We start from the raw sequence: 25,530 nt of genomic DNA on the forward strand, positions 1-25,530 counted from the left end.
CGGCAAGCGGCGTCCTGGCGTGCGCGCCACCGGGTGGATGGGTCACCGACGCGCATGACAAACTTGACCACGTGACGCGTCCGCGACCCTCGATCGGCCCCGCGCTGGCTGGCGCGGTCGACCTGTCCGGTCTCAAGCAGCGGGCCCAGCAGCCGCCGCCCGGTGGGCCCGGCGGCGGCGTAACGGCCGGCGAGGGCGGTCCCGGAGTTTCCGCGATCACCGAGGCCAATTTCGAGACTGAAGTCCTGCTGCGGTCGGAAGAAGTGCCCGTCGTGGTGCTGCTGTGGTCACCGCGCAGCGACGCGTGTGTCCAGCTCGTCGATATCCTGTCCGGCTTGGCTGCCGAGGACAACGGCAAATGGTCCCTGGCGACCGTCAACGTCGACGTGGCGCCCAGGGTGGCCCAGATATTCGGTGTCGATGCGGTGCCGACCGTCGTGGCTCTGGCCGCCGGGCAGCCGCTGTCCAGCTTTCAAGGCATCCAGCCGCCTGACCAATTGCGGGGCTGGGTGGACTCGCTTCTGTCCGCGACAGCCGGGAAACTCAGGGGCCCAAGCGATTCCGCGGCTCCCGACGAGGTCGACCCCGAGCTGGCCGCGGCCCGCGAACAGCTCGAGACGGGTGATTTTGAGGTGGCCAGAGGGTCGTATCAGGCGATACTGGACGCCAATCCGGGCAGTGCCGAAGCAAAGGGCGCGATCCGGCAGATCGACTTCCTCATGCGCGCAACCGCCCATCCACCGGACGCCCTCGCCGCCGCCGACGTTGCACCGGGCGACATCGATGCGGCCTTCGCGGCTGCCGACGCGCAAATCCTCAACCAGGACGTGAGTGCGGCCTTCGAGCGCCTGATTGCCTTGGTGCGCAGCACATCGGGGGACGAGCGCACCCGGGTACGCACCCGGTTGATCGAGCTTTTCGAATTGTTCGATCCCGCAGACCCCGAGGTCATCGCCGGACGACGCAACCTCGCCAACGCGCTCTACTGAGGTTCTCGGTCGGCGAGCAGACGCACAATCGCACAGATCCTGGTGTTGCAGAGCGATTTTGCGTCTGCTCGCGGCAAGGGGTCTACTCAGGCTCCAGCCACAGGGCCGAGTTGGGGGGCAGCACCAGCACCGCCGATGCGGGCCGGCCATGCCACGGGTCCTCGGTGGCATCGACGCCGCCCATGTTGCCGATCCCGGTGCCGTTGTAGTCGGTGGCGTCGGTGTTGAGCACCTCGCGCCAGCGGCCGGCGGATGGCAGGCCGAGCCGGTAGCCGCTGTGCTCGTTGCCCGCGAAGTTGAACACACAGGCCATGACCGAGCCGTCGCTGCCATACCGCAGGAAGCTCAACACGTTGTTGGCCGAGTCGTTGGCGTCGATCCAGGAGTAACCGTCGGGGATGGTGTCCTGGCTCCACAGCGCCGGGTGGCTGCGGTAGATGTCATTGATGTCGCGCACCAGACGCAGGACGCCGTTCGAGAACCCTTGCTCGTCGAGCTGCCACCAATCCAGGCCGTATTCCTCGGACCACTCGGCGCGCTGGCCGAACTCCTGGCCCATGAACAGCAATTGCTTGCCGGGATGTGCCCACTGGTAGGCGAGCAGGCTGCGCAGCCCGGCGGCCTTGACGTGGTTGTTGCCCGGCATCCGCCCCCACAGCGTGCCCTTGCCGTGCACCACCTCGTCGTGACTGATCGGCAGCACGTAGTTCTCGCTGAACGCGTAGAGCATCGAGAACGTCATCTCGCCGTGGTGGTAGCTGCGGTAGATCGGGTCGCGGCTGATGTAGTCGAGCGTGTCGTGCATCCAGCCCATGTTCCACTTCATCGAAAAACCCAGGCCACCAAGGTTTGTCGGACGCGTGACCCCGGGCCACGACGTCGACTCCTCGGCGATGGTGACGATGCCGGGGGCCGACTTGTGCACCGTGGCGTTCATCTCCTGGAGGAACTGCACGGCCTCCAGGTTCTCGCGCCCGCCGTAGATGTTCGGTGTCCAGCCGCCCTCGGGGCGCGAGTAGTCCAGGTACAGCATGGAAGCAACCGCGTCCACCCGTAACCCGTCGACGTGGTACTCCTCGAGCCAATACAGCGCGTTGGCCACCAGGAAGTTACGCACCTCGTTCCGGCCGAAGTCGAATACGTAAGTGCCCCAGTCGAGTTGCTCGCCCCTTTTGGGGTCGGAGTGTTCGTACAGCGGGGTGCCGTCGAACCGTCCCAGCGCCCAGGCGTCCTTCGGGAAGTGCGCCGGCACCCAGTCCACGATGACGCCGATGCCGGCGTCGTGCAGCGCATCAACCAGCGCCCGGAATTCGTCGGGCGTGCCGAACCGCGATGTCGGCGCGTAGTACGACGTCACCTGGTAGCCCCACGATCCGGCGAACGGGTGCTCGGCGACGGGAAGCAACTCGACGTGGGTGAACCCGTGCTCCACCACGTAATTGGTCAAGTCCTCGGCAAGCTGCCGGTAGCCGAGTCCGGGGCGCCACGAACCGAGGTGAACCTCGTAGGTACTCATCGGCTCGAACACCGGATTGCGTTGGGCGCGCTGCTGCATCCACTCGGCGTCCTGCCAGGTGTATTTGCTGCGCGTCACGCGGGAGGCGGTGTGCGGCGGCACCTCGGTGGCGAAGGCCATGGGATCGGCCCGCTCGGTCACCACGCCGTCGGCGCCATGCACGCGGAACTTGTACAGGCCGTCCGCGGGGAAGTCGGGCCAGAACAGCTCCCACACTCCGGAGGAGCCCAGCGACCGCATCGGAGCGTCGCTGCCGGTCCAGCCGTTGAACTCGCCGATCAGGCTGACGCCCTTGGCGTTGGGCGCCCACACCGCGAACGACACCCCGTTGACGACACCATCGGCTGTGGTGAACGAGCGAGGGTGCGCGCCAAGGACTTCCCAGAGGCGCTCATGACGACCCTCGCCGAACAGGAAGAGGTCGACCTCGCCCAGGGTGGGCAGAAACCGGTAGGCGTCGGCGACCGTGTATGGGTCGGACCCCTCGTATTTCACTTCCAGCCGGTAGTCGATCAGGTTGACGAACGGCAATGCCGCGGCGAACAGGCCGGATTCGACGTGCTGCAGCGGATACCTGTCCTCGCCGACGAGCGCGACAACCTCGGCCGCATGCGGGCGGAACGCCCGGACGACGGTGTGGTCGGAGTACTCGTGGGCCCCCAGTATGCCGTGCGGGTTGTAGTGCGTGCCAGCCAGCAGGCGCGATAGGTCGGCCGGATCGGGCGCCAGGTGCGTCCTGGCGAGTTGGTCGGCTTGGCTCATGTCCTTTTCACCTCCGGTCCGTTTCATCGCCTGCGCAGCAACGTCATTCGAGACTCATACGGTATGAGTGGCATGTTGATGACATGCGCCACCGCTCGCGCAGGGTCGATGCGAACGTAATTTGCTTGCCCCCATTGGAATTCCTGGCCGGTGATTTCATCGCGCACCCAGAAACGCTCATAAGGCTCCATACCCAAAGCCGCCATATCCAAAAACAGCGTGGCTTCCTCGGGGTCGTACGCGTTTAGCGTCACCACCACCAGTACGCAGTCGCCGGTCGCCGGGTCGAACTTGCTGTAGGCGAGCAGTGCATCGTTGTCCACGGCGTGGAAATGAATGGTGCGCAACTGCTGCAGCGCGGGATGCAGCCGGCGGATCGAGTTGAGCAGCGTGATGAACGGCTCGAGCGACCGCCCCTCCGCCAGAGCACCCGCGAAATCACGAGGCCGCAATTGGTACTTTTCGGAGTCCAGATATTCCTCGCTGCCCTCCCGCACCGCACGGTGCTCGAACAGCTCATAGCCCGAGTACACGCCCCAGGCGGGGCCCATGGTCGCCGCCAGCACCGCGCGGATGGCGAACATCCCGGGCCCGTTGTGCTGCAGGATGGCGTGCAGGATGTCGGGTGTGTTCACGAACAGGTTCGGTCGGCGGAAGTCGGCGAGCGCGGCGATGTCATTGCCGAACTCGGTCAGTTCCCACTTCGCCGTGCGCCAGGTGAAGTAGCTGTAGGACTGCGTGAATCCGAGCTTTGCCAGCCCGTACTGGCGGGCCGGCGGGGTGAAGGCCTCCGAGAGGAAAAGCACATCGGGGTCGATGCTCTTCGCTTGGGCGATCAGCCACGCCCAGAAGTTCGGCGGCTTGGTGTGCGGGTTGTCGACCCGAAAGAACTTGATGCCGTGGTCCATCCAGTGCCGGACGACCCGTAGCACTTCGTCGTAGAGGCCTGCCGGGTCGTTGTCGAAGTTGAGCGGATAGATGTCCTGGTATTTCTTGGGCGGGTTCTCCGCGTAGGCGATCGTGCCGTCGGGCAATTCGGTGAACCACTCGCGATGATCGCGCGCCCACGGATGGTCCGGCGCGCACTGCAACGCCAGGTCCAGCGACACCTCCATGCCCAGCTCGCGCGCCGCGGCAACAAAGGCGTCGAAGTCCTCGATGGTGCCCAGGTCCGGGTGGACGGCATCATGGCCGCCCTCGTCGCTGCCAATTGCCCACGGAGAACCCACATCTCCGGGGGCGGCGGTGGGAGAGTTGTTGCGGCCCTTGCGATGTACCTTGCCGATCGGATGGATCGGCGGCAGATACACGACGTCGAATCCCATTGCCGCGATGCGCGGAAGCTGGGCGGCCGCCGTGGCGAACGTGCCGTGCACCGGCTTGCCCTTGGCGTCCCACCCGCCGGTCGAGCGGGGAAACATCTCATACCAGGAACCGAAGCGGGCCAGCGGGCGGTCCACCCAGACTCCGTATTGATCGCCGCGGGTGACCAGGTCGCGCAACGGATACTCGGCCAGGATTTCGTCGATTTCCGGCGCCAGTGCCAACGCGGTGCGGGTGACCGGGTCCCCGGCGCTCCGCAACGCCGCGGCGGCCGCCAGCAGCGGGTCGCGCAGCGCGCGCGGCACCCCCGTGGCGGCGCGCTCGAACAGCGCGGCCCCGAGCAGGAGGTCGTTGGACAGTTCCGTCTCGCCCTGGCCGGCCTCGAGCTTGGCAACCACGCCGTGCCGCCAGGAGTGGATCGGGTCACCCCAGCCGTCGACCCTGAAGGTCCACAGCCCGACCCGGTCGGGCGTGAATTGCCCGTGGAAGACGTAAGGCTCGAGGCCCATCGTCATCGGCAGCAGCAGCGGCTTGATCCGTTGCCGGTCCACACCGCCGTCGACGTCGGTTGCGACCTTTACGGGAGCCTGAACCGCTTTGATTCGGCGGGTTTCCATTGGTTGCGGATAATGCGGCCCGAGATAGCGCACGACCAGGGTCGCCGCGACAGCCTCGTGGCCTTCCCGCCATACCGCCGCGCTGACCGGGATGGTCTCACCGACCACGGCCTTGGCGGGGTACGCGCCGCAGGAGACGACGGGTTGGACGTTATCGATCTCGACACGACCAGGCACAACACTCCGTTCCGATTGTGTGCGGCCAAACCGCGGTGTGCTCCGTCGCGGAATGCCTCTCGTCTGGCGAAACTTCCTGTCGTGGGGAACTTCCTCTGCGGGGAAGCACCGTTGCGGCCCCAATAACTAACCGATACCCACCCTAGTGTCCGGCCACACCCTTGGCGGGAAAAGCGGTCTTCACCGCCGCCGTGCGCGGGGCGAAATCCTCAGTAAGGTAAGGACGCGTGAAAGCCCTCCGCCGCTTTACCGTCCGTGCGCACCTTCCCGAACGACTGGCCGCGCTGGACCAGCTGTCGACCAACTTGCGATGGTCATGGGACAAGCCGACCCAGGACTTGTTTGCGACCGTCGACGTGGACCTGTGGGAACGGTGCGGCTCTGATCCGGTGGCGTTGCTGGGCGCGGTGAATCCGGCACGGCTCGATGAGTTGGCGCTCGACGGGACGTTCCTTGGCCGGCTCGATCAGTTGGCCGCCGACCTGAACGATTACCTGAGCCGTCCGCTGTGGTACCAGCAGCAGCAAGCCGAAGGTATGGCGATGCCGACGGCCATCGCCTATTTCTCAATGGAGTTCGGCGTGGCCGAGGTGCTGCCCAATTACTCGGGCGGTCTGGGCATCCTCGCCGGGGACCACCTGAAGTCGGCCTCCGATCTTGGGGTGCCGCTGGTGGCCGTGGGCCTCTACTACAGGTCCGGGTATTTCCGCCAGTCGCTGACCGCGGACGGCTGGCAAAACGAGACGTACCCGTCGCTGGATCCGCAGGGGCTGCCGTTGCGGCTACTCACCGACGCCGCTGGCGATCCCGTGCTGGTCGAGCTGACGCTTCCCGACTCCGCCCAGCTGCATGCGCGGATCTGGGTCGCGCAGGTGGGCCGGGTTCCGCTGCTCCTGCTCGATTCCGACGTCCCCGAGAACGAGCACGACCTGCGGAGCATCACCGACCGGCTGTACGGCGGTGACCAGGAGCACCGGATGAGGCAGGAGCTGCTGGCCGGCATCGGCGGGGTGCGGGCGATCCGCGCGTTCACCGCCATCGGAGGGCTGCCCGCGCCCGAGGTGTTCCACATGAACGAGGGGCACGCCGGGTTCCTCGGAGCCGAACGCATCCGCGAGCTGATGACCGATGCCGGATTGGACTTCGACACCGCGCTGGCCGTCGTGCGATCCAGCACCGTGTTCACCACCCACACTCCGGTGCCCGCCGGTATCGACCGGTTCCCGATCGACATGGTGCAGCTCTACTTCGACGGGCATGTCGAGCACGATCCCGGTAAGAAAAGCGAGAAAACCGGCGGCAAGAGCGCTCCCGCGTTGTTGCCGGGCGTGCCGACCGCCCGGATTCTCGCGCTCGGCGCCGAGGACGATCCGACCAAATTCAACATGGCGCACATGGGTCTGCGGCTGGCGCAGCGGGCCAATGGAGTCTCGCTGCTGCACGGCGAGGTGAGTCGGGCCATGTTCAACGAGCTGTGGCCCGGGTTCGATGCGGGTGAGGTGCCGATCGGGTCGATCACCAATGGCGTTCACGCGCGCACCTGGGCGGCGCCGCAATGGTTGCAGTTGGGGCGTGAGCTGGCCGGCTCGGATTCGTTCGGCGATCCCGGTGTCTGGCTGCGACTGAACCAGGTTGATGCGGGCCATCTCTGGTGGATCCGCTCCCAACTCCGCTTGCTGCTGGTCGAGGACGTCCGGCGAAGGCTGCGCAAGTCATGGCTGGAACGCGGTGCCTCGGACGCCGAATTATGTTGGATAACAACGGCTTTCGATCCAAACGTGCTCACCATTGGGTTTGCCCGGCGGGTGCCCACGTACAAGCGGTTGACGCTGATGCTGCGCGACCCCGAGCGGCTCGAACGCCTGCTGCTCGATGAGGACAGGCCGATTCAGCTGATCGTCGCCGGGAAGTCGCACCCGGCCGACGACGGGGGTAAAGCGTTGATCCAGCAAGTGGTGCGCTTTGCCGATCGGCCGGAGGTGCGGCACCGCATCGCGTTCCTGCCCGACTACGACATGTCCATGGCCCGGCACCTGTACTGGGGGTGCGACGTCTGGCTGAACAACCCGCTGCGGCCGCTGGAGGCCTGTGGCACCTCCGGAATGAAGAGTGCGCTCAACGGCGGGCTGAACCTGTCCATCCGCGATGGCTGGTGGGACGAATGGTACGACGGCGAAAACGGTTGGGCGATACCGTCTGCCGACGGCCTGGCGGACGAGGGCCGTCGGGACGACCTGGAAGCCAGCGCGCTCTACGACCTGCTGGAACAGGCCGTGGCGCCCAAGTTCTACGAACGTGACGAACACGGAGTGCCGCCACGGTGGATCGAGATGGTGAGACACACCTTGCAGACGCTCGGCCCGAAGGTGCTGGCTTCGCGCATGGTGCGCGACTACGTGGAGCAGTACTACACGCACGCGGCCCAGTCGTTGCGCAGGACCGTGGGGCCCGCCGAGGACGGTGAGGACGGCCGTGAGTTCGGCGCGGCGCGCGAGGTGGCCGCCTACCGGCGGCGCGCCGAAGAGGCATGGCCCAAGATCACCATCACCGACGTGGACAGCACCGGGCTGCCGGACACGCCCGTGCTGGGCTCCAAGCTGACCCTGACCGCCACCGTGGCGCTGGCCGGGCTCGCGCCCGACGAGGTCACGGTCCAAGGGGTGGTGGGCAGGGTGGACGCCAGCGACGCGCTGCTGGACCCGATCACCGTCGAGATGTCGTACACCGGGACCGCCGAAGGCGGCAACCAGGTGTTCTCGACGACGCTGTCGCTACCGCTGGCGGGGGCGGTCGGGTACACGGTGCGCGTGCTGCCCCACCACCCGATGCTTGCCGGCAGCACCGAGCTGGGTCTGGTCACTCTGGCGCGCTGAGGCCCGCTGACCTCAGGAGGGCAGGCCCTCCGACGTTGTGCGCAGCCGCTCCAGTGCGGCGCGGACCTGCGCCGGGTCGGCGGTCTGCCAGAACGGCGGCAGCGAGGCGCGCAGGTAGCCGCCGTAGCCGGCGGTCACCATCCGGGAGTCGAGGACCGCGACGACGCCGCGGTCGGTGACGCGGCGCAGCAGCCGGCCCGACCCCTGCGCCAGCAACAGCGCGGCATGGTTTGCGGAGACGGCCATGAAGCCGTTGCCGCCGCGCGCGGCCACCGCGCGCTGCCGCGCGCCCAGCAGCGGGTCGTCGGGCCGCGGGAACGGGATGCGGTCGATCAGCACCAGCGACAGCGACGGCCCCGGCACGTCGACGCCCTGCCACAGCGACAGGGTGCCGAACAGAGACGTCTGCGGCTCGGCGCTGAACTGTTCGACCAGCGCGGAGGTGCTGTCGTCGCCCTGACACAGCACCGGCGTCGACAACCGTTGGCGCATGGCCTCCGCGGCGGCCCGCGCGGCCCGCATCGACGAGAACAACCCCAGGGTTCGCCCACCCGCCGCGGTGATGAGCTCGGCGATTTCGGTCAGCTGCTCGGCCGACCCGGTGCCGTCCCGGCCCGGTGGTGGCAGGTGGGCGGCGACGTAGAGGATTCCGGCCTTGGCGTGGTGGAACGGCGAGCCGACGTCGATACCCCGCCAGGCGGCGGGCTCCTCGGAGTCCGTTCCCGCCAGGCCCCAGGCCGCGGCCATGGCGTCGAAGGACCCGCCGATCGCCAGCGTCGCCGACGTCAACACCGTCGTCGAACGCGAAAACACCTCGTTGCGCAGCAAGCCCGCGACCGACAGCGGCGCCACCCGCAACACGGGCCGCACCGAACCCCGGTTGTCCTCGTGATCGAGCCAGACCACGTCGGTGCGATCGGGAATTGCCGGGGCGAACGACGTGAGGACCCGAGAGGCGGTATCGGATATCTCGCTCAGTGCCGCTACCGCTTCGGCGCGTGCCGCGGCCGCTTTCGCGTCGCTCGTGGTGTCGATCGCCGAGCGTGCCGCGCTCGCCGCGTCGCGCAGGGCGGTCAGGTATGTCGCCAGCTCCTCGTCGAGGCGGTCGATGCGGCCCGGTATGGCGTCATGGATCGCCGCGGCGAAGTTGGCCGTCGCTGCGTCCAGCCGCTGGGTCAGTTCGGGATTCACCAATCTTGCGATCCGCCGGGCCGCGACGCCCAGGGTGGCCGGCGTCAGCTCCGCGGTGGCCACCGACGTCACCCGGTCGACCAATTCGTGAGCCTCGTCCACCACCAGCAGCGCGTGTTCGGGAAGCACCAACGAGTCGGCGACGGCGTCGATGGCAAGCAGTGCGTGGTTGGTGACCACGATGTCGGCCGCGCCGGCCCGGCCGCGCGCCCGTTCGGAGAAGCACTCGGAGCCAAACGGGCAGCGGGCAACGCCCAGGCATTCCCGGGCCGAAACGCTGACCTGGGACCAGGATCGTTCTGGCACACCGGGTTTCAGGTCGTCGCGGTCGCCGGACTCGGTCGTCGACGCCCAGGCGGTGAGCCGTTGGACGTCGCGGCCCAGGGCGGTGGCCGCCATCGGATCGAAGAGCTCCTCCTGCGGTCTGTCGCCAGCGTCTTCTTCGGTCTCGGCCCCGCCATTGTGAATCTTGTTCAGGCACAGATAGTTTCGGCGTCCTTTGAGCAGCGCGAACTGCGGGCGGCGCGGCAGGGCGTCGGCGATCGAGTCGATCAGCCTGGGCAGATCGCGATCGACGAGCTGCCGCTGCAGCGCGATGGTGGCCGTGGACACGACGACGGGTGAGTCGTCATCGATGGCGCGGACGATCGCGGGCACCAGGTAGGCCAGTGACTTTCCGGTGCCGGTACCGGCCTGCACGACGAGATGCTCACCGGTTGCGAACGCCTGTGCGACGGCGTTGGCCATCTCGAGCTGGCCGTGGCGCTCGCTGCCGCCGAGCGCGGCCACGGCGACGGCCAGCAACTCGGGCACGGACACTTCGGACGTGGTTACCCTCTTCTGCTCTGCGGTGCTATCGGCGGCCGGCGGGGATCAGCGTCGTCGGGATCGCGGGCTCGCCCTGCGACAGGTTCAAACCCTCCCACGGCAGACTGCGCAGCCCGGAAGCTACCAGCTCGCGTGCCGCGGCCACATTCGGTTTGGACACCACTTCGCCGCCGCTGACCAGCGGGACGGTCAACACCCGAGACGGCTCGCTGACCGTGGGCCGGCGGCCCACCGGATAGACCACCTCCTCGGTGACGGTGCCGGACGTACGCGTGAGGCGCAGCGCCTCCTTGCGGCCGCCGCGGGTTTCCTTGTGGCTGCTGCGCTTTTGCACCGGCATCCCGTCCACTTCGACCAGTTTGTAGACCATGTTCGCCGTCGGTGCGCCCGACCCCGTCACGAGCGACGTGCCGACGCCATAACTGTCCACCGGTTCGGCACCCAGCGCGGCGATAGAGAACTCGTCAAGGTCACCGGAGACCACGATGCGGGTCCTGGTGGCTCCCAACCGGTCGAGCTGCTCGCGGACTTGGCGGGTCAGCACGCCCAGCTCGCCGGAGTCGATGCGGACCGCACCGAGCGACTTCCCGGCGGCGGCCACGGCATTGGCCACACCGGTCGTCACGTCATAGGTGTCCACCAGCAGCGTGGTGTCAACGCCGAGCGCGTCGACCTGGGCGCGGAATGCGGCCAGTTCGGTCACTTCAGCGGGTTCCTCGCTCGCGTGCAGCATGGTGAACGCGTGCGCCGAGGTGCCCTCCGCGGGGATTCCGTATCGGCGCTGCGCCTCGAGGTTGGAGGATGCGGTGAAGCCGGCGATATAGGCGGCGCGCGCGGCGGCAACCGCGGCGTGTTCGTGGGTCCTCCGTGATCCCATCTCGATCAACGGACGGCCCCTGGCCGCAGACACCATTCGCGCCGCTGCCGACGCTACCGCGGTGTCGTGATTCAAGATCGACAACGCCAGCGTCTCGAGCACCACACATTCGGCAAAGGTGCCGGTCACCGACAGCACCGGGGAGCCCGGGAAGTACAGCTCACCCTCGGCGTAGCCGTCGATATCGCCGCGGAACCGGAAATCGCGCAAGTACCGCAACGCATCTGGATCGAGGAATTGCGCCAGTAACTCGCACGCCTCGTCGTCGAAGCCGAACTGGGGCAATGCTTCGAGCAGCCGGCCGGTCCCGCAGACCACGCCGTAACGGCGGCCCTCCGGGAGCCGGCGCGCGAACAACTCGAAGGTCGTCGGGCGATTGGCGGTGCCGTCTCGCAGCGCCGCAGCCAGCATCGTCAACTCGTACTTGTCGGTAAGCAGCCCAGTTACGACCGGGTCGTTCATTCCATAACGGTATCGGCTGCCATCAGGGGCTCGGAAACCTCACCGGTCCCTCGGTATCGTGTAGGCCATGGTTGTTATGTCAGCGCCCACCAAGCCGGGCACTACAGGACAACGCGAGTCCGCTCCGGTAGACGTCACGACGAGTCCGTGGGTCACGATCGTGTGGGATGACCCGGTCAACCTGATGACCTACGTGACGTATGTATTCCAGAAGTTGTTCGGCTACAGCGAGCCGCACGCCACCAAGCTGATGTTGCAGGTGCACAACGAAGGCAAGGCGGTGGTGTCGGCCGGCAGCCGGGAGTCCATGGAAGTCGACGTGTCCAAGCTGCATGCCGCCGGGTTGTGGGCGACGCTGCAGCAGGACCGCTGATCTTCGAGGGCCGCGGCGATCACCTGTGCGCAAATGGAAGCGCGTCGAGACCGCGGACGGTCCCCGTTTTCGGTCCGCCCTGGCGTCTCACGAGGCCGCCCTGCTGAGAAACCTCGCGACCGCCATGGTCGGGTTGCTCGATGAGCGTGAATCTTCCTCGCCCGCAGACGAACTCGAGGAGATCACCGGCATAAAGACCGGTAACAGTGATCCGCCGAAGGATCCGACCCTGCGCCGGCTGTTACCCGACTTCTTCCACTACGACGCCAACGACCCGTCGGCTCCCGACGCCGCCGATAGCCTCAACGCCGCGCTGCGCAGCCTGCACGAGCCCGAGATCATCGACGCCAAACGCCTTGCCGCGCAGCGGTTATTGGACACCGTTCCGGGTGACGGCGGCCGGTTCGAGCTGACCGAGGAGGACGCGAACGCCTGGGTCGCGGCGGTCAACGACATCCGGTTGACGCTGGGAGTCATGCTCGAGGTCGGGCCGGAGGGGCCGGAGCGCCTGCCCGCCGACCACCCGCTGGCCGTGCACTTCGACGTGTACCAGTGGCTGACCGTCTTGCAGGAATACCTCGTGCTGGTGCTCATGGGAAAGCCGGCCGGATGAATGCCATTACCGACGTCGGGGGCATCCGCGTCGGTCACCATCATCGACTCGACCCCGATGCGACCATGGGCGCCGGATGGGCCCGAGGCGTCACCGTTGTACTGACCCCGCCCGGGACCGTGGGCGCGGTCGATTGCCGCGGTGGCGCGCCCGGCACCCGGGAGACCGACCTACTGGATCCAGCCAACACCGTCCGGTACGTCGACGCGGTGTTGCTCGCGGGCGGCAGCGCCTACGGTCTGGCCGCCGCCGACGGCGTCATGCGCTGGCTGGAAGAACGAGAACGCGGCGTGGCGATGGACGGCGGGGTGGTGCCCATCGTGCCCGGGGCGGTGATCTTCGATCTGCCGGTCGGCGGCTGGGACTGTCGCCCGACGGCCGAGTTCGGCTACCTGGCCTGCGAAGCCGCCACCGGAGGCGAGGGTCCGCCGGCCGTCGGGTGCGTCGGCGCCGGCGTCGGGGCGCGGGCCGGGGTGTTCAAGGGTGGTGTCGGGACGGCCGCGACGGCGCTGCCGTGCGGCGTGTCCGTGGGCGCGGTGGCGGTGGTGAACTCCGCCGGCGAAGTCGCCGACCGGACCACCGGCCTGCCATGGATGGCGGACCTGATCCAGGAGTTCGGGCTGCGGCCACCGCCGGCGGAGCAGGTCGACGCCTTCGCGCAGTTGCCCACCGCGGCGAGCCCGCTGGAGAACCCGCTCAACACGGTCATCGGGGTGGTGGCAACCGACGCGGCGCTGAGCCCGGCCGCGTGCCGGCGCATCGCCGTCGCCGCGCAGGACGGCCTGGCCCGTGCCATCCGCCCGGCGCACACCCCGTACGACGGCGACACTGTCTTCGCGTTGGCGACCGGGGCGGTAGAGGTGCCACCCGCGGCCGACGCACCCGCCTCGTTTTCGCCGGAGATGCGGCTGGCCGCGGAGGTCGGCGCCGCGGCGGCCGACTGCCTGGCGCGCGCGGTGCTGGTCGGCGTGTTCGCCGCGGACTCGGTGGCGGGCATACCGACCTACCGCGACGTGTTGCCCGGGGCGTTCGCCCGATGAGAAGTTCACCGCTGTCCGCGCCGGTAACCTGCAGCTATGGGTAAGACCACGGGACACCCCGGCACACCGGCGACCCAGGCAAAGCGGCCCGGGTGGATGGTGGGCGGGGCCACGATCCTGACCTTCGTCGCGCTGCTCTACCTGATCGAGCTGATCGACCAGCTGACGCGGCATTCGCTGGACGCCAACGGCATCAGACCCCTCGAGGCCGACGGCCTGTGGGGGATCGTCTTCGCCCCGGTCTTGCACGCCAATTGGCAGCATCTGATGGCCAATACGATTCCGCTCTTGGTGCTGGGTTTCCTGATGACGCTGGCCGGACTGAGCCGCTTCGTCTGGGCCACCGCGATCGTGTGGATCGTGGGCGGATTCGGCACCTGGCTCATCGGCGACTTGGGCAGCTCCTGCGGGCCCACCGATCACATCGGGGCCTCCGGCCTGATCTTCGGCTGGCTGGCCTTCCTGCTCGTGTTCGGGATCTTCGTGCGCAGGTTCGTCGACATCGTGATCGGGCTGGTGGTGTTGTTCGCCTACGGCGGCGTGCTGCTGGGCGCCATGCCGGTCCTGGGCAGATGCGGTGGCGTGTCCTGGCAGGGGCACCTGTGCGGTGCGATCGCCGGCGTCGTCGCCGCATATTGGTTGTCCGCGCCGGAGCGCAAGTCCCGCGCGAAGAGAAAAGCCGGCACCGCCACGCCGCGTCCGAAGATATGAGCTCGCCGTTGGCGCCCGTCGGGATCTTCGACTCCGGCGTCGGGGGATTGACCGTAGCGCGGGCAATCATCGACCAATTGCCCGACGAGGACATCATCTACGTCGGCGACACCGGCCACGGGCCGTACGGTCCGCTCACCATTCCCGAGGTCCGCGCGCACGCGTTGGCCATCGGGGACGACCTCGTCGGGCGCGGCGTCAAGACGTTGGTGATCGCGTGCAACACCGCGTCCGCGGCTTGCCTGCGGGACGCGCGCGAGCGCTACGACGTACCGGTTGTCGAGGTGATCCTGCCGGCGGTGCGTCGTGCCGTGGCGACGACGCGCACCGGTCGTATCGGTGTCATCGGCACGCAGGCGACCATCACATCGCACGCGTACCAGGACGCGTTTGCCGCCGCGCGTGACACCGAGATCACCGCCGTGGCCTGCCCGCGCTTCGTCGACTTCGTGGAGCGCGGCGTGACCAGTGGCCGTCAGGTGCTCGGGCTGGCCGAGGGCTACCTCGAGCCGTTGCAGCGCGCCCAGGTCGACACGCTCGTGCTCGGATGCACGCACTACCCGCTGCTGTCCGGGCTGATCCAGCTGGCGATGGGTGACGACGTGACGCTGGTGTCGAGCGCCGAGGAAACCGCAAAGGAAGTGCTTCGGGTGCTCACCGAGCGCGACCTGCTGCGCCCGCATGACGCGGCGCCCGCGACCCGGGTCTTCGAAGCCACCGGCGACCCCGAGGCATTCACCAAGTTGGCGGCGCGATTCCTGGGCCCCGCGGTCACCGGTGTGCAACCCGTTCACCACCTGCGGATCGACTAGCGTGCCGACGAGATTCTCATCACACGAATGCGGCGATGTTTTCGTCACGGTCGTATCGGGCATGGCACAGTAGTGTCCGTGCGAATAACCGTGCTCGGCTGCTCGGGCAGCGTAGTGGGGCCGGATTCGCCCGCGTCGGGTTATCTGCTCCGGGCACCGGACACTCCGCCGTTGGTCCTCGACTTCGGCGGGGGTGTGCTGGGCGCGCTTCAGCGCTATGCCGATCCCGCCTCCGTGCACGTGCTCTTGACGCATCTGCACGCGGATCACTGCTTGGATTTGCCCGGCCTGTTCGTGTGGCGGCGATACCACCCGTCGCGCCCGGACGGTAAGGCGTTGTTGTACGGCCCCGGCGACACCTGGTCCCGATTGGGGGCTGCGTCGTCGCCGTACGGCGGCGAAATCGACGACTGCTCAGACATTTTCGACATTCGGCACTGGGTCGACGGCGAACCGGTCACGTTCGGGTCGCTCACGGTGACGCCGCGGGTGGTGGCCCACCCGACGGAGTCCTACGGCATGAGGATCACCGATTCGACCGGTGCCTCGTTCGTCTACAGCGGTGATACCGGCGTCTGCGACCAGCTCGTCGAGTTGGCCCGGGACGCCGACGTCTTTCTCTGCGAAGCCTCCTGGACGCACTCGCCGGACCGCCCGCCCGCCCTGCATCTGTCAGGTACCGAGGCCGGCCGGACCGCGGCGCAGGCCGGCGTTCGCGAGCTGTTGCTGACCCACATCCCGCCGTGGACCTCACGTGAGGACGTGATCAGCGAGGCCAAGGCCGAATTCGATGGTCCCGTGCATGCGGTGGTGTGCGGCGAATCTTTCGATATCCGCCGCTCTGAAAGGGTCTGAGCATCCCACGTTAGGGTTGGCCTAGGGTTATTGGGTGACCAGACGAGAAGACGGCCGCCTCGACGACGAGCTTCGCCCCGTAGTCATCACCCGAGGGTTCACCGACCACCCTGCGGGGTCGGTACTCATCGAATTCGGGCACACCAAGGTCATGTGCACCGCCAGCGTCACCGAGGGGGTGCCGCGCTGGCGCAAGGGATCCGGCCTGGGATGGCTGACCGCGGAGTACGCGATGTTGCCGTCGGCCACCCACACGCGCTCCGATCGCGAAGCGGTGAAAGGACGCCTATCCGGGCGCACCCAGGAGATCAGCCGGCTGATCGGCCGGTCGCTGCGGGCCTGCATCGATCTGGCGGCGCTGGGGGAGAACACCATCGCCGTCGACTGCGACGTGCTGCAGGCCGACGGTGGCACCCGCACCGCCGCCATCACGGGCGCCTTCGTGGCGCTGGCCGACGCCGTGACTTACCTGGCGGCGGCGGGCAAGCTGTCCGATCCCCGACCGTTGTCGTGTGCCATCGCGGCGATCAGCGTGGGGGTCGTCGACGGCAGGGTCCGGGTGGATCTGCCCTACGAGGAAGACGCACGCGCCGAGGTCGACATGAACGTCGTCGCCACCGACACCGGGACCCTCGTGGAGGTTCAGGGGACCGGCGAGGGGGCGACGTTCCCGCGTTCGACGCTGGACAAGCTGCTCGACGTGGCGCTGGCAGCCTGCGACAAGTTGTTCGCCGCCCAACGTGACGCGCTGGCCCTGCCCTACCCGGGTGAGCTGCCCGAGGGGGCTACTCCGCCGAAGGCGTTCGGCAGCTGACCCGGCTGCTGGTAGTCCACCCAGACGGAACACCGCCGGCCTGCGGATCACCCTGACCGGGTCGATGATGCCGTCGGCAAGCAAGGCGCCATAGCTGAGCTTGTCATCGTGTGCTTCGGCTAGCGGATCGGGTCAAGCAGTTCGAGTCCGCGGGCGCTGTCGTGTTGGTCCCAGGGTGGGGCATTGGTCGGCCGCAGCTTCGCCATTCGTCGTCGACTCAAAGTGGCTGGCCAGAGTCGTGCACAATACCGTTATGGTAAACTCTCGACGTCCATTGAGTTTTGTCAAAACAATGTTTTGCCACGTTTTTAGGATCATTTGATGGTGAGTCGGCCAGTCCCACTTGAACATGCTTTTCTCAATACGCCGTGGTGGGCAATGGGGCAGATGACGCATACACATGCGGAACCGCGCATCAACGAAGTTGCGACCCGCGCAAGGGCAGGTTTGCTAAATATTATCTCGGCAATCACGATCGCATTATTGCTTTTGCGTCCGGAAACCGATCCGGTGATCATTGTTGGTCCGCTCGTTCTTTTTGATATGTTGGCTGCGGCGGCTACCGGCTTAACTCCGTTCAGCCCCACCGGTATTCTGGGCACAGCGTTAACAATGCACATTCGTCCGGTGTGGAAACCAACCCGGCCGAAACGGTTTGCATGGTTGCTCGGTGCCGGTCTAGCGGCGACGTGTCTTGCCATGCGCCTGTTCGGGGCGTCGCCCGTAGCGATGGCGGCTGTTGTTGCGGTCTGTTTTGTCCTGACGTGGTCGGAGGCCACGCTGGGATTTTGTGTGGGCTGTTACATGCACAAATTGATTTGGGGTTGTGAAGAATGCGAAGTCCCTTATGTCAGGGGAATAGCACCCCGACCGGCAATAAACGAGGAAAGTCCAGCAATAAACTTGGAAAGTCGCGCGTAGGCCCGGGACCGCAGCCGGTGCGGCTTAGTCGGTCCGGGCAGTGACGACGATGCTGAGGATTCGACAACTGCCCGCGATGCAAGCCGAGATGGTTCCTGTAGAGGTGATGACCATGTTTCGGATTGATTGGTGACCCAGCTGCCGTTCGCCAGCCGCTTGCGGCGAACCCGTCAACGCCTACTCAGAGGCCCCCGCACTGTGCAGGGCCACTGAAGATCGTGGCCCAGGGAGGGCAACTAGGGTCACGCGGCGCCGGGCCTGTTTCTGCTTGCATGTGCGGCCCAGGCGGGTAGTCCTGATCGGAGAAGTGGTAGTCGTGGCAGGCGTTCATGTCCCAATCGCCTACTACATTGCCGCCAGCGGGCAGGCGTTGCCCTGGGCACCAACATGCCGAGTATTGACCGCAACCGGGGGGGTTGGCCTGAGCGGCACCTGCGCCCAGTCCCAGACCAGCCAGCCCTAAGCCCCCGGACATCAACGTCGCTGCCCACCCCGCGGTGAGTCGCTTCATAAACCCGCATTGTCCGCGATTCCATCCGGCCTGTACAGGGGCCGGTGCTGGCCACCCCATTGGTACAGGCACAGCCGGACAACGGAGACCCGACGCCCACCCACGCATCGCCTAGCGATGTACTTAGGCATGTTCGCCATCGTCCCGAGCCCATCATGAGCCGGCCTTGCCGCCACGAGATGTATTGGAGTGATTGGTGACCCGGCTCCTGGTCGCCAGCCGCAACCGCAAGAAGCTCGCCGAATTGCGCCGGGTCCTCGACGCGGCTGGCTTGACGGGCCTGACGTTGGTGTCTTTGCATGACGTGCCCCCCTTCGACGAGGCGCCCGAAACGGGCGCGACCTTCGAGGACAACGCGTTGGCCAAGGCGCGGCATGCGTTCGCCGCGACGGGCCTGGTCTCGGTGGCCGACGACTCCGGTCTGGAGGTGGCCGCACTCAACGGCATGCCCGGCGTGCTGTCGGCGCGCTGGTCGGGCAATCACGGCGACGACGCCGCCAACACCGCGTTGCTGTTGGCGCAATTGGGTGACGTGCCCGACGAACGGCGCGGCGCGGCGTTCGTGTCCGCCTGCGCGCTGGCCGGGCCGTCCGGCGAGATCGTCGTCCGCGGCGAGTGGCCCGGCAGGATCGCCCGGGAACCGCGGGGTGACGGCGGCTTCGGCTATGACCCGGTCTTCGTTCCGAACGGTTCGGACCGCACCGCGGCGGAGCTCAGCCCCGAGGAGAAGGACGCCGTCTCCCATCGCGGTCGCGCTCTCGCGCTGCTGTTGCCGGCGCTCAAAGTGCTTGCCTAACAGGGCGCTTCGTGACTCGTTTGGGCGGTTGAGCCACACTGGCCGCGCCCGTCTCCGCGGCGAGGGGGACCGACGACGTGCCCACCTCCGAGCGACAATCGGCGACGCGACTGAGGTTGTCGCTCAGAGGCGGGCACCACGGGTGCCGCGTCTGGGAGAGATGCGTGTGGCGGATGGGGGTTAAAGCCCGAAGCGAGCCTTGACGTCCCTGGTCTGGAAGTGCTCGACGATGATGCCCAGCAGCGGGATTGTCCCGGCGAGCAGGACACCGATCGTCTTGGGAATCGGCCACCGCACCTTGACCGCCAGATTGAAAGCGGTCAGGACATAGATGAAATACACCCAACCGTGGACCACCTCGATCCAACGGATCTCGTGGTGGAAGGCGAGATGCGAGACGATCTCGTAGCAAAGCGCGACCAGCCAGAGGCCCGTCGTCCACGCCATGACCCGATAGCCGAGCAACGCAGTCCGGATCTTCTCGACGGGGAATGCTGACGCTGGCGCTCCGGGTGGCTCCGGTGTGGTCATGCGGTCGTCCTGTTCTGTTTGTCGGTGTCTTGTTTGGCAAGCTCGGCGAGGTAGGCGTTGTACTCCGCCAGCGCGGGATCGTCGGACGGCCGTTGCATCGGCTTGGGGCGCTCGGGCAGCAAGCCGGCGGGAATCTCGGTGAGGGCGGCGTCCTGCCGAGGCTCCGGCGGCATCTCTTCGTAGCGCACGTACTTGCGGTACGCGTACACGCAGAACCAGGCGAACAGCGGCCACTGCAGCGCGTAGCCGAGGTTCTGGAACGTGCCCGAGACCGACTGGAACCTTGTCCACTGCCACCAGCCCAGCGCCAGGCAGCCGCAGGCCGCGACGATCACCAAGGCGATCAGCGCGGGCCTGCGACGGCGTGTAGTGGACACCCCATGAAGGTACCGCTCACGATTTGGGTCCGACGAATTCGTCGAGGCGCGCCACCGACAGGTCCGTCCGCGAACTGAGCGGTACGATCGGCACGCTGCGGGCGTGGTGGAATTGGCAGACACCCCGGCTTTAGGTGCCGGTGCTCGAAAGAGCGTGGGGGTTCGAGTCCCTCCGCCCGCACTGTTATTGCGCCTTCGCGAAGCATCAAGTTCCCTTTGCGGGGTATATGCACTGCACTGCACACGGGGGAGACGCCATGGCCACCGGAAACCAGTCATGCGAGGAAGACGCCGAGCTCGTAGAACGCAGAGCTGCGGAGGCTCGCGAACGTGCCGCGAACGCGGGGCTCTCGGCCGCGCGCAGCTTCGAAGTATCGGCCGTCAAACACGAACAAGTCGCACGGGTGCAAGACCGGACCGTCGAACAAGGCGTGTCTCATGTGGGCGTACACCGCGAATCAGCGGCTCACCATCGCGAATTCGCGGCCGAAGACCGAAAGCTGGCCGAGCTGAGCGCATTGAGTCCGAGGCCGACCTAGCCGTCGACGCCGAAAGCTAGGCGTCCAGGAAGCGAGCGCGAACCTCCGGCGGCGGCAGCGGACACGTGTCGTATTTGCCGAAAATGCGATAGCGGACGTCGGCGACCCTGTCGTAGAGCCAGTCGCGCAGGGGAGCGGGGATGATGCGGGCAACCTCGAGCAGCTTCCACGGCCCGCCGAGGTAATCCACCACCCGCAACGCGGCGGCCGACCGGACCGCGACGCGTTCTCCGGGCTGTTCGGGTGAGTCGACGAACACCACGGAGTCCACGTCTTTGATGGTTGGGTGCCGCGCAAAGACCGCTTGGGCGAAGTCGCTGTCTAACGCCGCGAAGCGCAGTGCGCCGTGGGGATCGAACCGAAGTATCGTCCGCACCGCGGAGTTGCAGACGCCGCAGACCCCGTCGTAGAGCAACACGGGCGGCACCGATTCAGCGCTCACGCCTCCAGGCTACTGGCGATCCCGAGCACCCAGGTTGACCTTTGGTAAGGCAACCCTTAGTTTGTGTGGTGACTTATCGAGCGGTGGGTCAGCGCGGACGCCAGGCTGCCGATCAACCCCGCCGCTCGATCCGGGGGCTGGTGGCGCCGATTCGGCCGGGCCGCCCGTTCGGTGACGTCGCCGCCGAGTTGAGCGCCGCGAGAAAGGACCGCCGATGGCACGCGGATTCTCCGGTGTGATGTTGCGAAGCTTCGGCGCGCGCGACCACACCGCAACGGTGATCGAAACCGCCGAGATCGCACCGCATTTCGTGCGGGTACGGATGACGTCACCGACGTTGTTCGAAGACGTGGACGCCGAACCCGCCGCGTGGTTGCGGTTCTGGTTCCCGGACCCGGAGGGGTCCAATACCGAATTCCAGCGCGCGTACACGATCTCCGAGGCGGACGTTCCGGCTGGCCGCTTCGCCGTCGACATCGTGCTGCACGAGCCCGCAGGCCCGGCGTCGAAGTGGGCGCGCACTGTTCAGCCCGGCGCCACGATCGCCGTCATGGCGCTGATGGGCTCGTCGCGATTCGACATGCCCGACGAACAGCCGGCCGGTTATCTGCTGATCGGTGACTCGGCGTCGATCCCGGGCATGAACGGGATCATCGGGGTCGTCCCCAATGATGTGCCGATTGAGATGTATCTCGAGCAGCACGACGACAACGACGTCCTGATCCCGCTCGCGCAGCACCCCCGGCTGCAAGTGCACTGGGTCGCCCGGCGCGACGAGAAATCCCTTGCCGCGGCGATCGACAACCGGGACTGGTCAAACTGGTACGCGTGGGCGACGCCCGAGGCCACGGTGCTCAAGCACGTGCGCACGCGGCTGCGCGACGAGTTCGGTTTCCCCAAGTCGGAGATACACGCCCAGGCGTACTGGAGTGCCGGGCGTGCGATGGGTACCCGCCGCGGCGACGAGCCGGTGCCCGCGAATGACGTTGCAGAAGAGCAAGTTCCGACGCCGCAACCTCCCGGCAAGACGGCCGCCCCAGCGGCGCCTGGCCGTTGGCGCGCCCAGGCCGCCGGCCGGTTGCTCGCGCCGCTGCGCTCGGCGCTGATCCTGTCCGGTGTGTTGCAGGCCGTCATCACGGTGGTGCAGCTGGCGCCGTTCGTGCTACTCGTCGAGCTGGCCCGGCTACTGGTGGCCCGGGCGCCCGCACCACGACTCTGGGACGTCGGGATCGCAGCCGTCGCGCTGCTGGGAACGGGCACCGTGCTCGGTGCGGCCCTCACGCTATGGCTGCACGTCGTCGACGCGCGGTTCGCCGCCGACCTGCGTTCGCGGCTGTTGCGCAAGCTATCTCGATTGCCGCTGGGCTGGTTCACCGCGCGCGGATCGGGCTCGATCAAGCAGCTGCTGCAGGACGACACGCTGTCACTGCACTATTTGGTCACCCACGCCATCCCCGACGGGGTTGCGGCGATCATCGCGCCGGTGGCGGTGCTGGTCTACCTGTTCGTCGTCGACTGGCGGGTGGCGCTCGTGTTGTTCCTGCCCGTTGTCGTGTACCTGGTGTTGACGTCGTCGCTCACGATTCAGTCGGGCCCGCGCATCCCGCAATCGCAGCGCTGGGCCGAGAAGATGAGCGGCGAGGCCGGCGCCTATCTGGAGGGCCAGCCGGTGATCCGCGTCTTCGGTGGTGCGGCCGCATCGAGCTTCCGCCACCGCCTGGACGAGTACGTCGAATTCCTCGTCTCCTGGCAGCGCCCACTGGCCGGCAAGAAGACGCTCATGGACCTGGTCACCCGGCCCTCGACGTTCCTGTGGCTCATCGCGCTCACCGGCACCCTGCTGACCGTCACCGGGCGGATGGATCCGGTGAACCTCTTGCCGTTCCTGTTGTTGGGCACCACCTTCGGTGCGCGGCTGCTCGGTATCGCGTACGGGTTGGGCGGTATCAGCGCCGGCATGTTGGCCGCCCGGCGCCTGCAGAACACCCTCGACGAGCCCGAGCTCGAAGTGAGAGCGCGAGATCAGTTTGGAGATTCGTCGGCGACTGTGGTGTTCGACGACGTCAGCTTCGGCTATCGCCCGGGTGTGCCGGTGATCGGGGGCGTGTCGCTGACGCTGCGCCCCGGCACGGTGACCGCGCTCGTCGGCCCGTCCGGGTCCGGAAAGTCGACACTGGCCGCGCTGCTGGCCCGGTTCCACGATGTCGAACAGGGCGCGATACGCATTGGCGGGCAAGATATCCGGTCGATGACCGCCGACGAGCTCTACGCGAAGGTCGGCTTCGTCCTGCAGGAAACGCAGCTGGTGCACGGCACCGTTGCGGACAACATCGCGCTGGCCGTCCCCGATGCCACCGCGGCGCAGATCCAGGAGGCGGCGCGCCAGGCGCAAATCCACGACCGCATCATGCGAATGCCGGACGGCTACGACACGGTGCTGGGCGCGGGAACCGGCCTTTCCGGCGGGGAACGGCAGCGGCTCACCATCGCGCGTGCGATCCTGGCGGACACCCCGGTGCTGATCCTCGACGAGGCCACCGCGTTCGCCGACCCTGAATCGGAATACCTTGTGCAGCAGGCGCTTAACCGGTTGACCCAGGATCGCACCGTCTTGGTGATCGCCCATCGATTGCACACCATCACCGGAGCCGACCAGATCGTTGTGCTCGACCACGGCCGGATCGCCGAACGCGGCACGCACGACGAGCTGCTGGCCGCCGACGGCCGGTACCGACGGCTGTGGGAGGGCGGCCGGCGGGACCCGGTGGCCGCCATAACGGCTCAGGACGGGGCGCGATGATTCGCACGTGGTTGGGCCTGGTGCCTGCGGATCGCCGAGCCAGGGTCATTGCCTACGCCGCGCTCGCGTTGCTCTCCGTGGTGGTGCGGGCGGTGGCCACCGTCCTGCTTGTGCCCTTGGTGGGCGCTTTGTTCGGCGACGCCCCGGACCGCGCGCTGGTGTGGTTGGGCTGGCTCACCGCCGCCACCGTGATCGGATGGGCGATCGACACCGCGACGGCGCGCATCGGCTTCGATCTGGGCTTCGCCGTGCTCGACCACAGCCAGCACGACGTGGCGGACCGGTTACCCGGCGTGCGGCTCGACTGGTTCACCGCCGAGCACACCGCGACGGCGCGGCAGGCGATCGCCGCCACCGGGCCGGAACTGGTCGGTCTCGTCGTCAACCTGCTGACACCGCTGCTCTCCGCCGTCCTGCTGCCCGCGGCCATCGCGGTGGCCTTGCTCCCCCTCTCGTGGCAGCTCGGAGTGGCCGCGCTGGGCGGTGTGCCGCTGCTGCTGGGGGCGCTGTGGGCATCGGCGCGATTGGCGCGGCGCGCCGATGCCGCGGCCGACGAAGCCAACAGTGCGCTCACCGAGCGGATCATCGAGTTCGCCCGCACTCAGCAGGCGTTGCGGGCCGCGCGGCGGGTAGAACCGGCGCGCAGCCTGGTCGGCGATGCGCTGGCCGCGCAGCACGGGGCGACCATGCGGTTGCTGTCCATGCAAGTTCCGGGCCAGCTGCTGTTCAGCCTGGCCAGCCAGCTGTCCCTCATCCTGCTGGCCGGGGCGACCGCGGCGCTGACGGTGAACAAAACGGTGACGGTGCCCGAAGCCATCGCCTTGATCGTCGTGATCGTGCGCTACCTAGAGCCGTTCACCACGATCAGCGAACTGGCGCCGGCCTTGGAAAGCACCCGCGCCACGCTCGACCGCATTCGCTCGGTCCTCACCGCGCCGCTGATGAACGCCGGGACCGCCACGTTGTCCGCCGGCGCGGCGCCCCGCATCGAGTTCGACGACGTCGCGTTCCGCTATGACGGCGCGACCCTACCGGTGCTCGACGGGGTGAGCTTCACCCTGGCGCCGGGCAGCACGACGGCGATCGTTGGACCGTCCGGATCGGGCAAGAGCACCATCCTGGCGCTGATTGCCGGGCTGCACGAACCCACCCGCGGCCGGGTGCTGATCGACGGCGTCGACGCGGCGACGCTGGACGCCGACGCCCGGCGGGCGGCAAGCAGCGTCGTGTTCCAACACCCGTACCTGTTCCACGGGTCCATCCGTGACAACGTTTGCGCCGGGGACCCCGGCGCCGGCGATGGCCAGCTCAAGCGGGCCGTGGCCCTCGCCCGCGTCGACGAACTCATCGGCCGGCTGCCCGACGGCGCCGACACGATCGTCGGGGAAGCCGGCTCGGCGCTGTCCGGCGGCGAACGCCAACGGGTCAGCATCGCGCGGGCGCTGCTCAAACCGGCGTCCATCCTGCTGGTCGACGAGGCCACCAGCGCTCTGGACACCGAAAACGAGGCCGCGGTGGTCGACGCGCTGACGCTGGACCCGCGGTCGCGCACCCAGGTGATCGTCGCGCATCGATTGGCCAGCATCAGTCACGCCGACCGCGTGCTGTTTCTCGACGACGGCCGAGTGATCGAGGACGGAACGGTCGGCGAATTGCTCGCGGCGGGTGGGCGTTTCGACGAGTTCTGGCGGCAGCAGCATGAGCCCGGATTTTTCGTGGATTATTGTGAGTGTCGGGGTGTAGATACGCGAAAGTGCCTGTCCTGCAAGGGATAATTGGA

21 protein-coding genes and 1 tRNA gene are annotated in these 25,530 nt (G+C 67.4%); 15 read left to right on the forward strand and 7 right to left on the reverse strand.

The window, feature by feature from the left end:
- Positions 1–71 precede the first annotated feature (71 nt).
- On the forward strand, positions 72–989 hold the full coding sequence (locus AWC17_RS14930) for a tetratricopeptide repeat protein (RefSeq protein ID WP_046182659.1): 918 nt from the start codon (positions 72–74) through the stop codon (positions 987–989).
- 82 nt (positions 990–1,071) lie between these two features.
- Here AWC17_RS14930 and glgB read toward each other — a convergent pair whose 3' ends face one another.
- Both glgB and AWC17_RS14940 read right to left on the reverse strand, forming a co-directional pair.
- Complete coding sequence (glgB, locus tag AWC17_RS14935; RefSeq protein WP_046182660.1) at positions 1,072–3,267, reverse strand: 1,4-alpha-glucan branching protein GlgB; 2,196 nt, start codon at positions 3,265–3,267, stop codon at positions 1,072–1,074.
- A 23-nt stretch (positions 3,268–3,290) separates the two neighbouring features.
- Entirely contained in the window at positions 3,291–5,384 is a 2,094-nt protein-coding gene (locus AWC17_RS14940) for an alpha-1,4-glucan--maltose-1-phosphate maltosyltransferase (RefSeq protein ID WP_047322145.1), read from the reverse strand.
- 227 nt (positions 5,385–5,611) lie between these two features.
- On the opposite strand from AWC17_RS14940, the gene glgP reads away from it, so the two are divergent.
- On the forward strand, positions 5,612–8,257 hold the full coding sequence (gene glgP / locus AWC17_RS14945) for an alpha-glucan family phosphorylase (RefSeq protein ID WP_046186854.1): 2,646 nt from the start codon (positions 5,612–5,614) through the stop codon (positions 8,255–8,257).
- 12 nt (positions 8,258–8,269) lie between these two features.
- Here the strand turns inward: glgP and AWC17_RS14950 are convergent, their stop codons facing one another.
- Positions 8,270–10,267 (reverse strand): ATP-dependent DNA helicase, encoded by a 1,998-nt coding sequence (locus AWC17_RS14950; protein ID WP_141224638.1) that lies wholly within the window; start codon positions 10,265–10,267, stop codon positions 8,270–8,272.
- Between the two features lie 34 nt (positions 10,268–10,301).
- Positions 10,302–11,615: a nicotinate phosphoribosyltransferase gene (locus tag AWC17_RS14955; protein WP_046186557.1), complete on the reverse strand. Its 1,314-nt coding sequence runs from the start codon at positions 11,613–11,615 to the stop codon at positions 10,302–10,304.
- 67 nt (positions 11,616–11,682) lie between these two features.
- On the opposite strand from AWC17_RS14955, the gene clpS reads away from it, so the two are divergent.
- The 9 genes from clpS (at position 11,683) to rdgB (ending at position 19,061) form a co-directional block, all read left to right on the forward strand.
- A complete protein-coding gene (gene clpS / locus AWC17_RS14960; protein WP_046186558.1) occupies positions 11,683–11,988 on the forward strand; it encodes an ATP-dependent Clp protease adapter ClpS in 306 nt (101 codons plus the stop codon).
- Between the two features lie 25 nt (positions 11,989–12,013).
- The gene (aosR, locus tag AWC17_RS14965) at positions 12,014–12,601 is read left to right on the forward strand and encodes an oxidative stress transcriptional regulator AosR (protein ID WP_046186559.1); all 588 of its coding nucleotides are present in this window, start codon (positions 12,014–12,016) and stop codon (positions 12,599–12,601) included.
- Positions 12,598–13,641 carry a P1 family peptidase gene (locus AWC17_RS14970; protein WP_047322143.1) on the forward strand — a complete coding sequence of 348 codons (1,044 nt, stop codon included), beginning with the start codon at positions 12,598–12,600 and terminating at the stop codon, positions 13,639–13,641. Before aosR ends, AWC17_RS14970 begins: the two co-directional genes overlap by 4 nt.
- Positions 13,642–13,677: 36 nt before the next feature.
- Entirely contained in the window at positions 13,678–14,352 is a 675-nt protein-coding gene (locus AWC17_RS14975) for a rhomboid family intramembrane serine protease (RefSeq protein WP_046186500.1), read from the forward strand.
- On the forward strand, positions 14,349–15,164 hold the full coding sequence (murI, locus tag AWC17_RS14980) for a glutamate racemase (RefSeq protein ID WP_046186499.1): 816 nt from the start codon (positions 14,349–14,351) through the stop codon (positions 15,162–15,164). Before AWC17_RS14975 ends, murI begins: the two co-directional genes overlap by 4 nt.
- Before the next feature lie 72 nt (positions 15,165–15,236).
- Complete coding sequence (locus tag AWC17_RS14985) at positions 15,237–16,019, forward strand: cyclic nucleotide-degrading phosphodiesterase (RefSeq protein ID WP_046186498.1); 783 nt, start codon at positions 15,237–15,239, stop codon at positions 16,017–16,019.
- Between the two features lie 34 nt (positions 16,020–16,053).
- The gene (rph, locus tag AWC17_RS14990; RefSeq protein ID WP_046186497.1) at positions 16,054–16,833 is read left to right on the forward strand and encodes a ribonuclease PH; all 780 of its coding nucleotides are present in this window, start codon (positions 16,054–16,056) and stop codon (positions 16,831–16,833) included.
- Positions 16,834–17,154: 321 nt separating this feature from the next.
- Positions 17,155–17,754 (forward strand): DUF4395 domain-containing protein, encoded by a 600-nt coding sequence (locus tag AWC17_RS14995; protein WP_244193498.1) that lies wholly within the window; start codon positions 17,155–17,157, stop codon positions 17,752–17,754.
- A gap of 704 nt (positions 17,755–18,458) precedes the next feature.
- Positions 18,459–19,061 (forward strand): RdgB/HAM1 family non-canonical purine NTP pyrophosphatase, encoded by a 603-nt coding sequence (rdgB, locus tag AWC17_RS15005; protein ID WP_244193499.1) that lies wholly within the window; start codon positions 18,459–18,461, stop codon positions 19,059–19,061.
- A 180-nt stretch (positions 19,062–19,241) separates the two neighbouring features.
- Here the strand turns inward: rdgB and AWC17_RS15010 are convergent, their stop codons facing one another.
- Both AWC17_RS15010 and AWC17_RS15015 read right to left on the reverse strand, forming a co-directional pair.
- On the reverse strand, positions 19,242–19,592 hold the full coding sequence (locus tag AWC17_RS15010) for a DUF3817 domain-containing protein (protein WP_046186441.1): 351 nt from the start codon (positions 19,590–19,592) through the stop codon (positions 19,242–19,244).
- Complete coding sequence (locus tag AWC17_RS15015; RefSeq protein ID WP_046186442.1) at positions 19,589–19,969, reverse strand: hypothetical protein; 381 nt, start codon at positions 19,967–19,969, stop codon at positions 19,589–19,591. Before AWC17_RS15015 ends, AWC17_RS15010 begins: the two co-directional genes overlap by 4 nt.
- A 97-nt stretch (positions 19,970–20,066) precedes the next feature.
- Here AWC17_RS15015 and AWC17_RS15020 point away from each other — a divergent pair.
- Both AWC17_RS15020 and AWC17_RS15025 read left to right on the forward strand, forming a co-directional pair.
- A tRNA-Leu gene (locus AWC17_RS15020) sits at positions 20,067–20,150 on the forward strand.
- Between the two features lie 76 nt (positions 20,151–20,226).
- On the forward strand, positions 20,227–20,508 hold the full coding sequence (locus tag AWC17_RS15025) for a hypothetical protein (RefSeq protein WP_231588676.1): 282 nt from the start codon (positions 20,227–20,229) through the stop codon (positions 20,506–20,508).
- A gap of 16 nt (positions 20,509–20,524) precedes the next feature.
- On the opposite strand, the gene AWC17_RS15030 is transcribed toward AWC17_RS15025, so the two are convergent.
- A complete protein-coding gene (locus AWC17_RS15030) occupies positions 20,525–20,950 on the reverse strand; it encodes a thiol-disulfide oxidoreductase DCC family protein (RefSeq protein WP_046186443.1) in 426 nt (141 codons plus the stop codon).
- A 214-nt stretch (positions 20,951–21,164) separates the two neighbouring features.
- Here AWC17_RS15030 and AWC17_RS15035 point away from each other — a divergent pair, with 214 nt between their 5' ends.
- The gene (locus AWC17_RS15035) at positions 21,165–23,750 is read left to right on the forward strand and encodes an ABC transporter ATP-binding protein/permease (protein WP_046186444.1); all 2,586 of its coding nucleotides are present in this window, start codon (positions 21,165–21,167) and stop codon (positions 23,748–23,750) included.
- The gene (locus AWC17_RS15040; protein WP_085164840.1) at positions 23,747–25,525 is read left to right on the forward strand and encodes an ABC transporter ATP-binding protein; all 1,779 of its coding nucleotides are present in this window, start codon (positions 23,747–23,749) and stop codon (positions 25,523–25,525) included. The genes AWC17_RS15035 and AWC17_RS15040 overlap by 4 nt, the downstream gene beginning before the upstream one ends.
- Positions 25,526–25,530 lie beyond the last annotated feature (5 nt).

Source organism: Mycobacterium nebraskense (assembly GCF_002102255.1).
Classification (GTDB): Bacteria; Actinomycetota; Actinomycetes; order Mycobacteriales; family Mycobacteriaceae; genus Mycobacterium; species Mycobacterium nebraskense.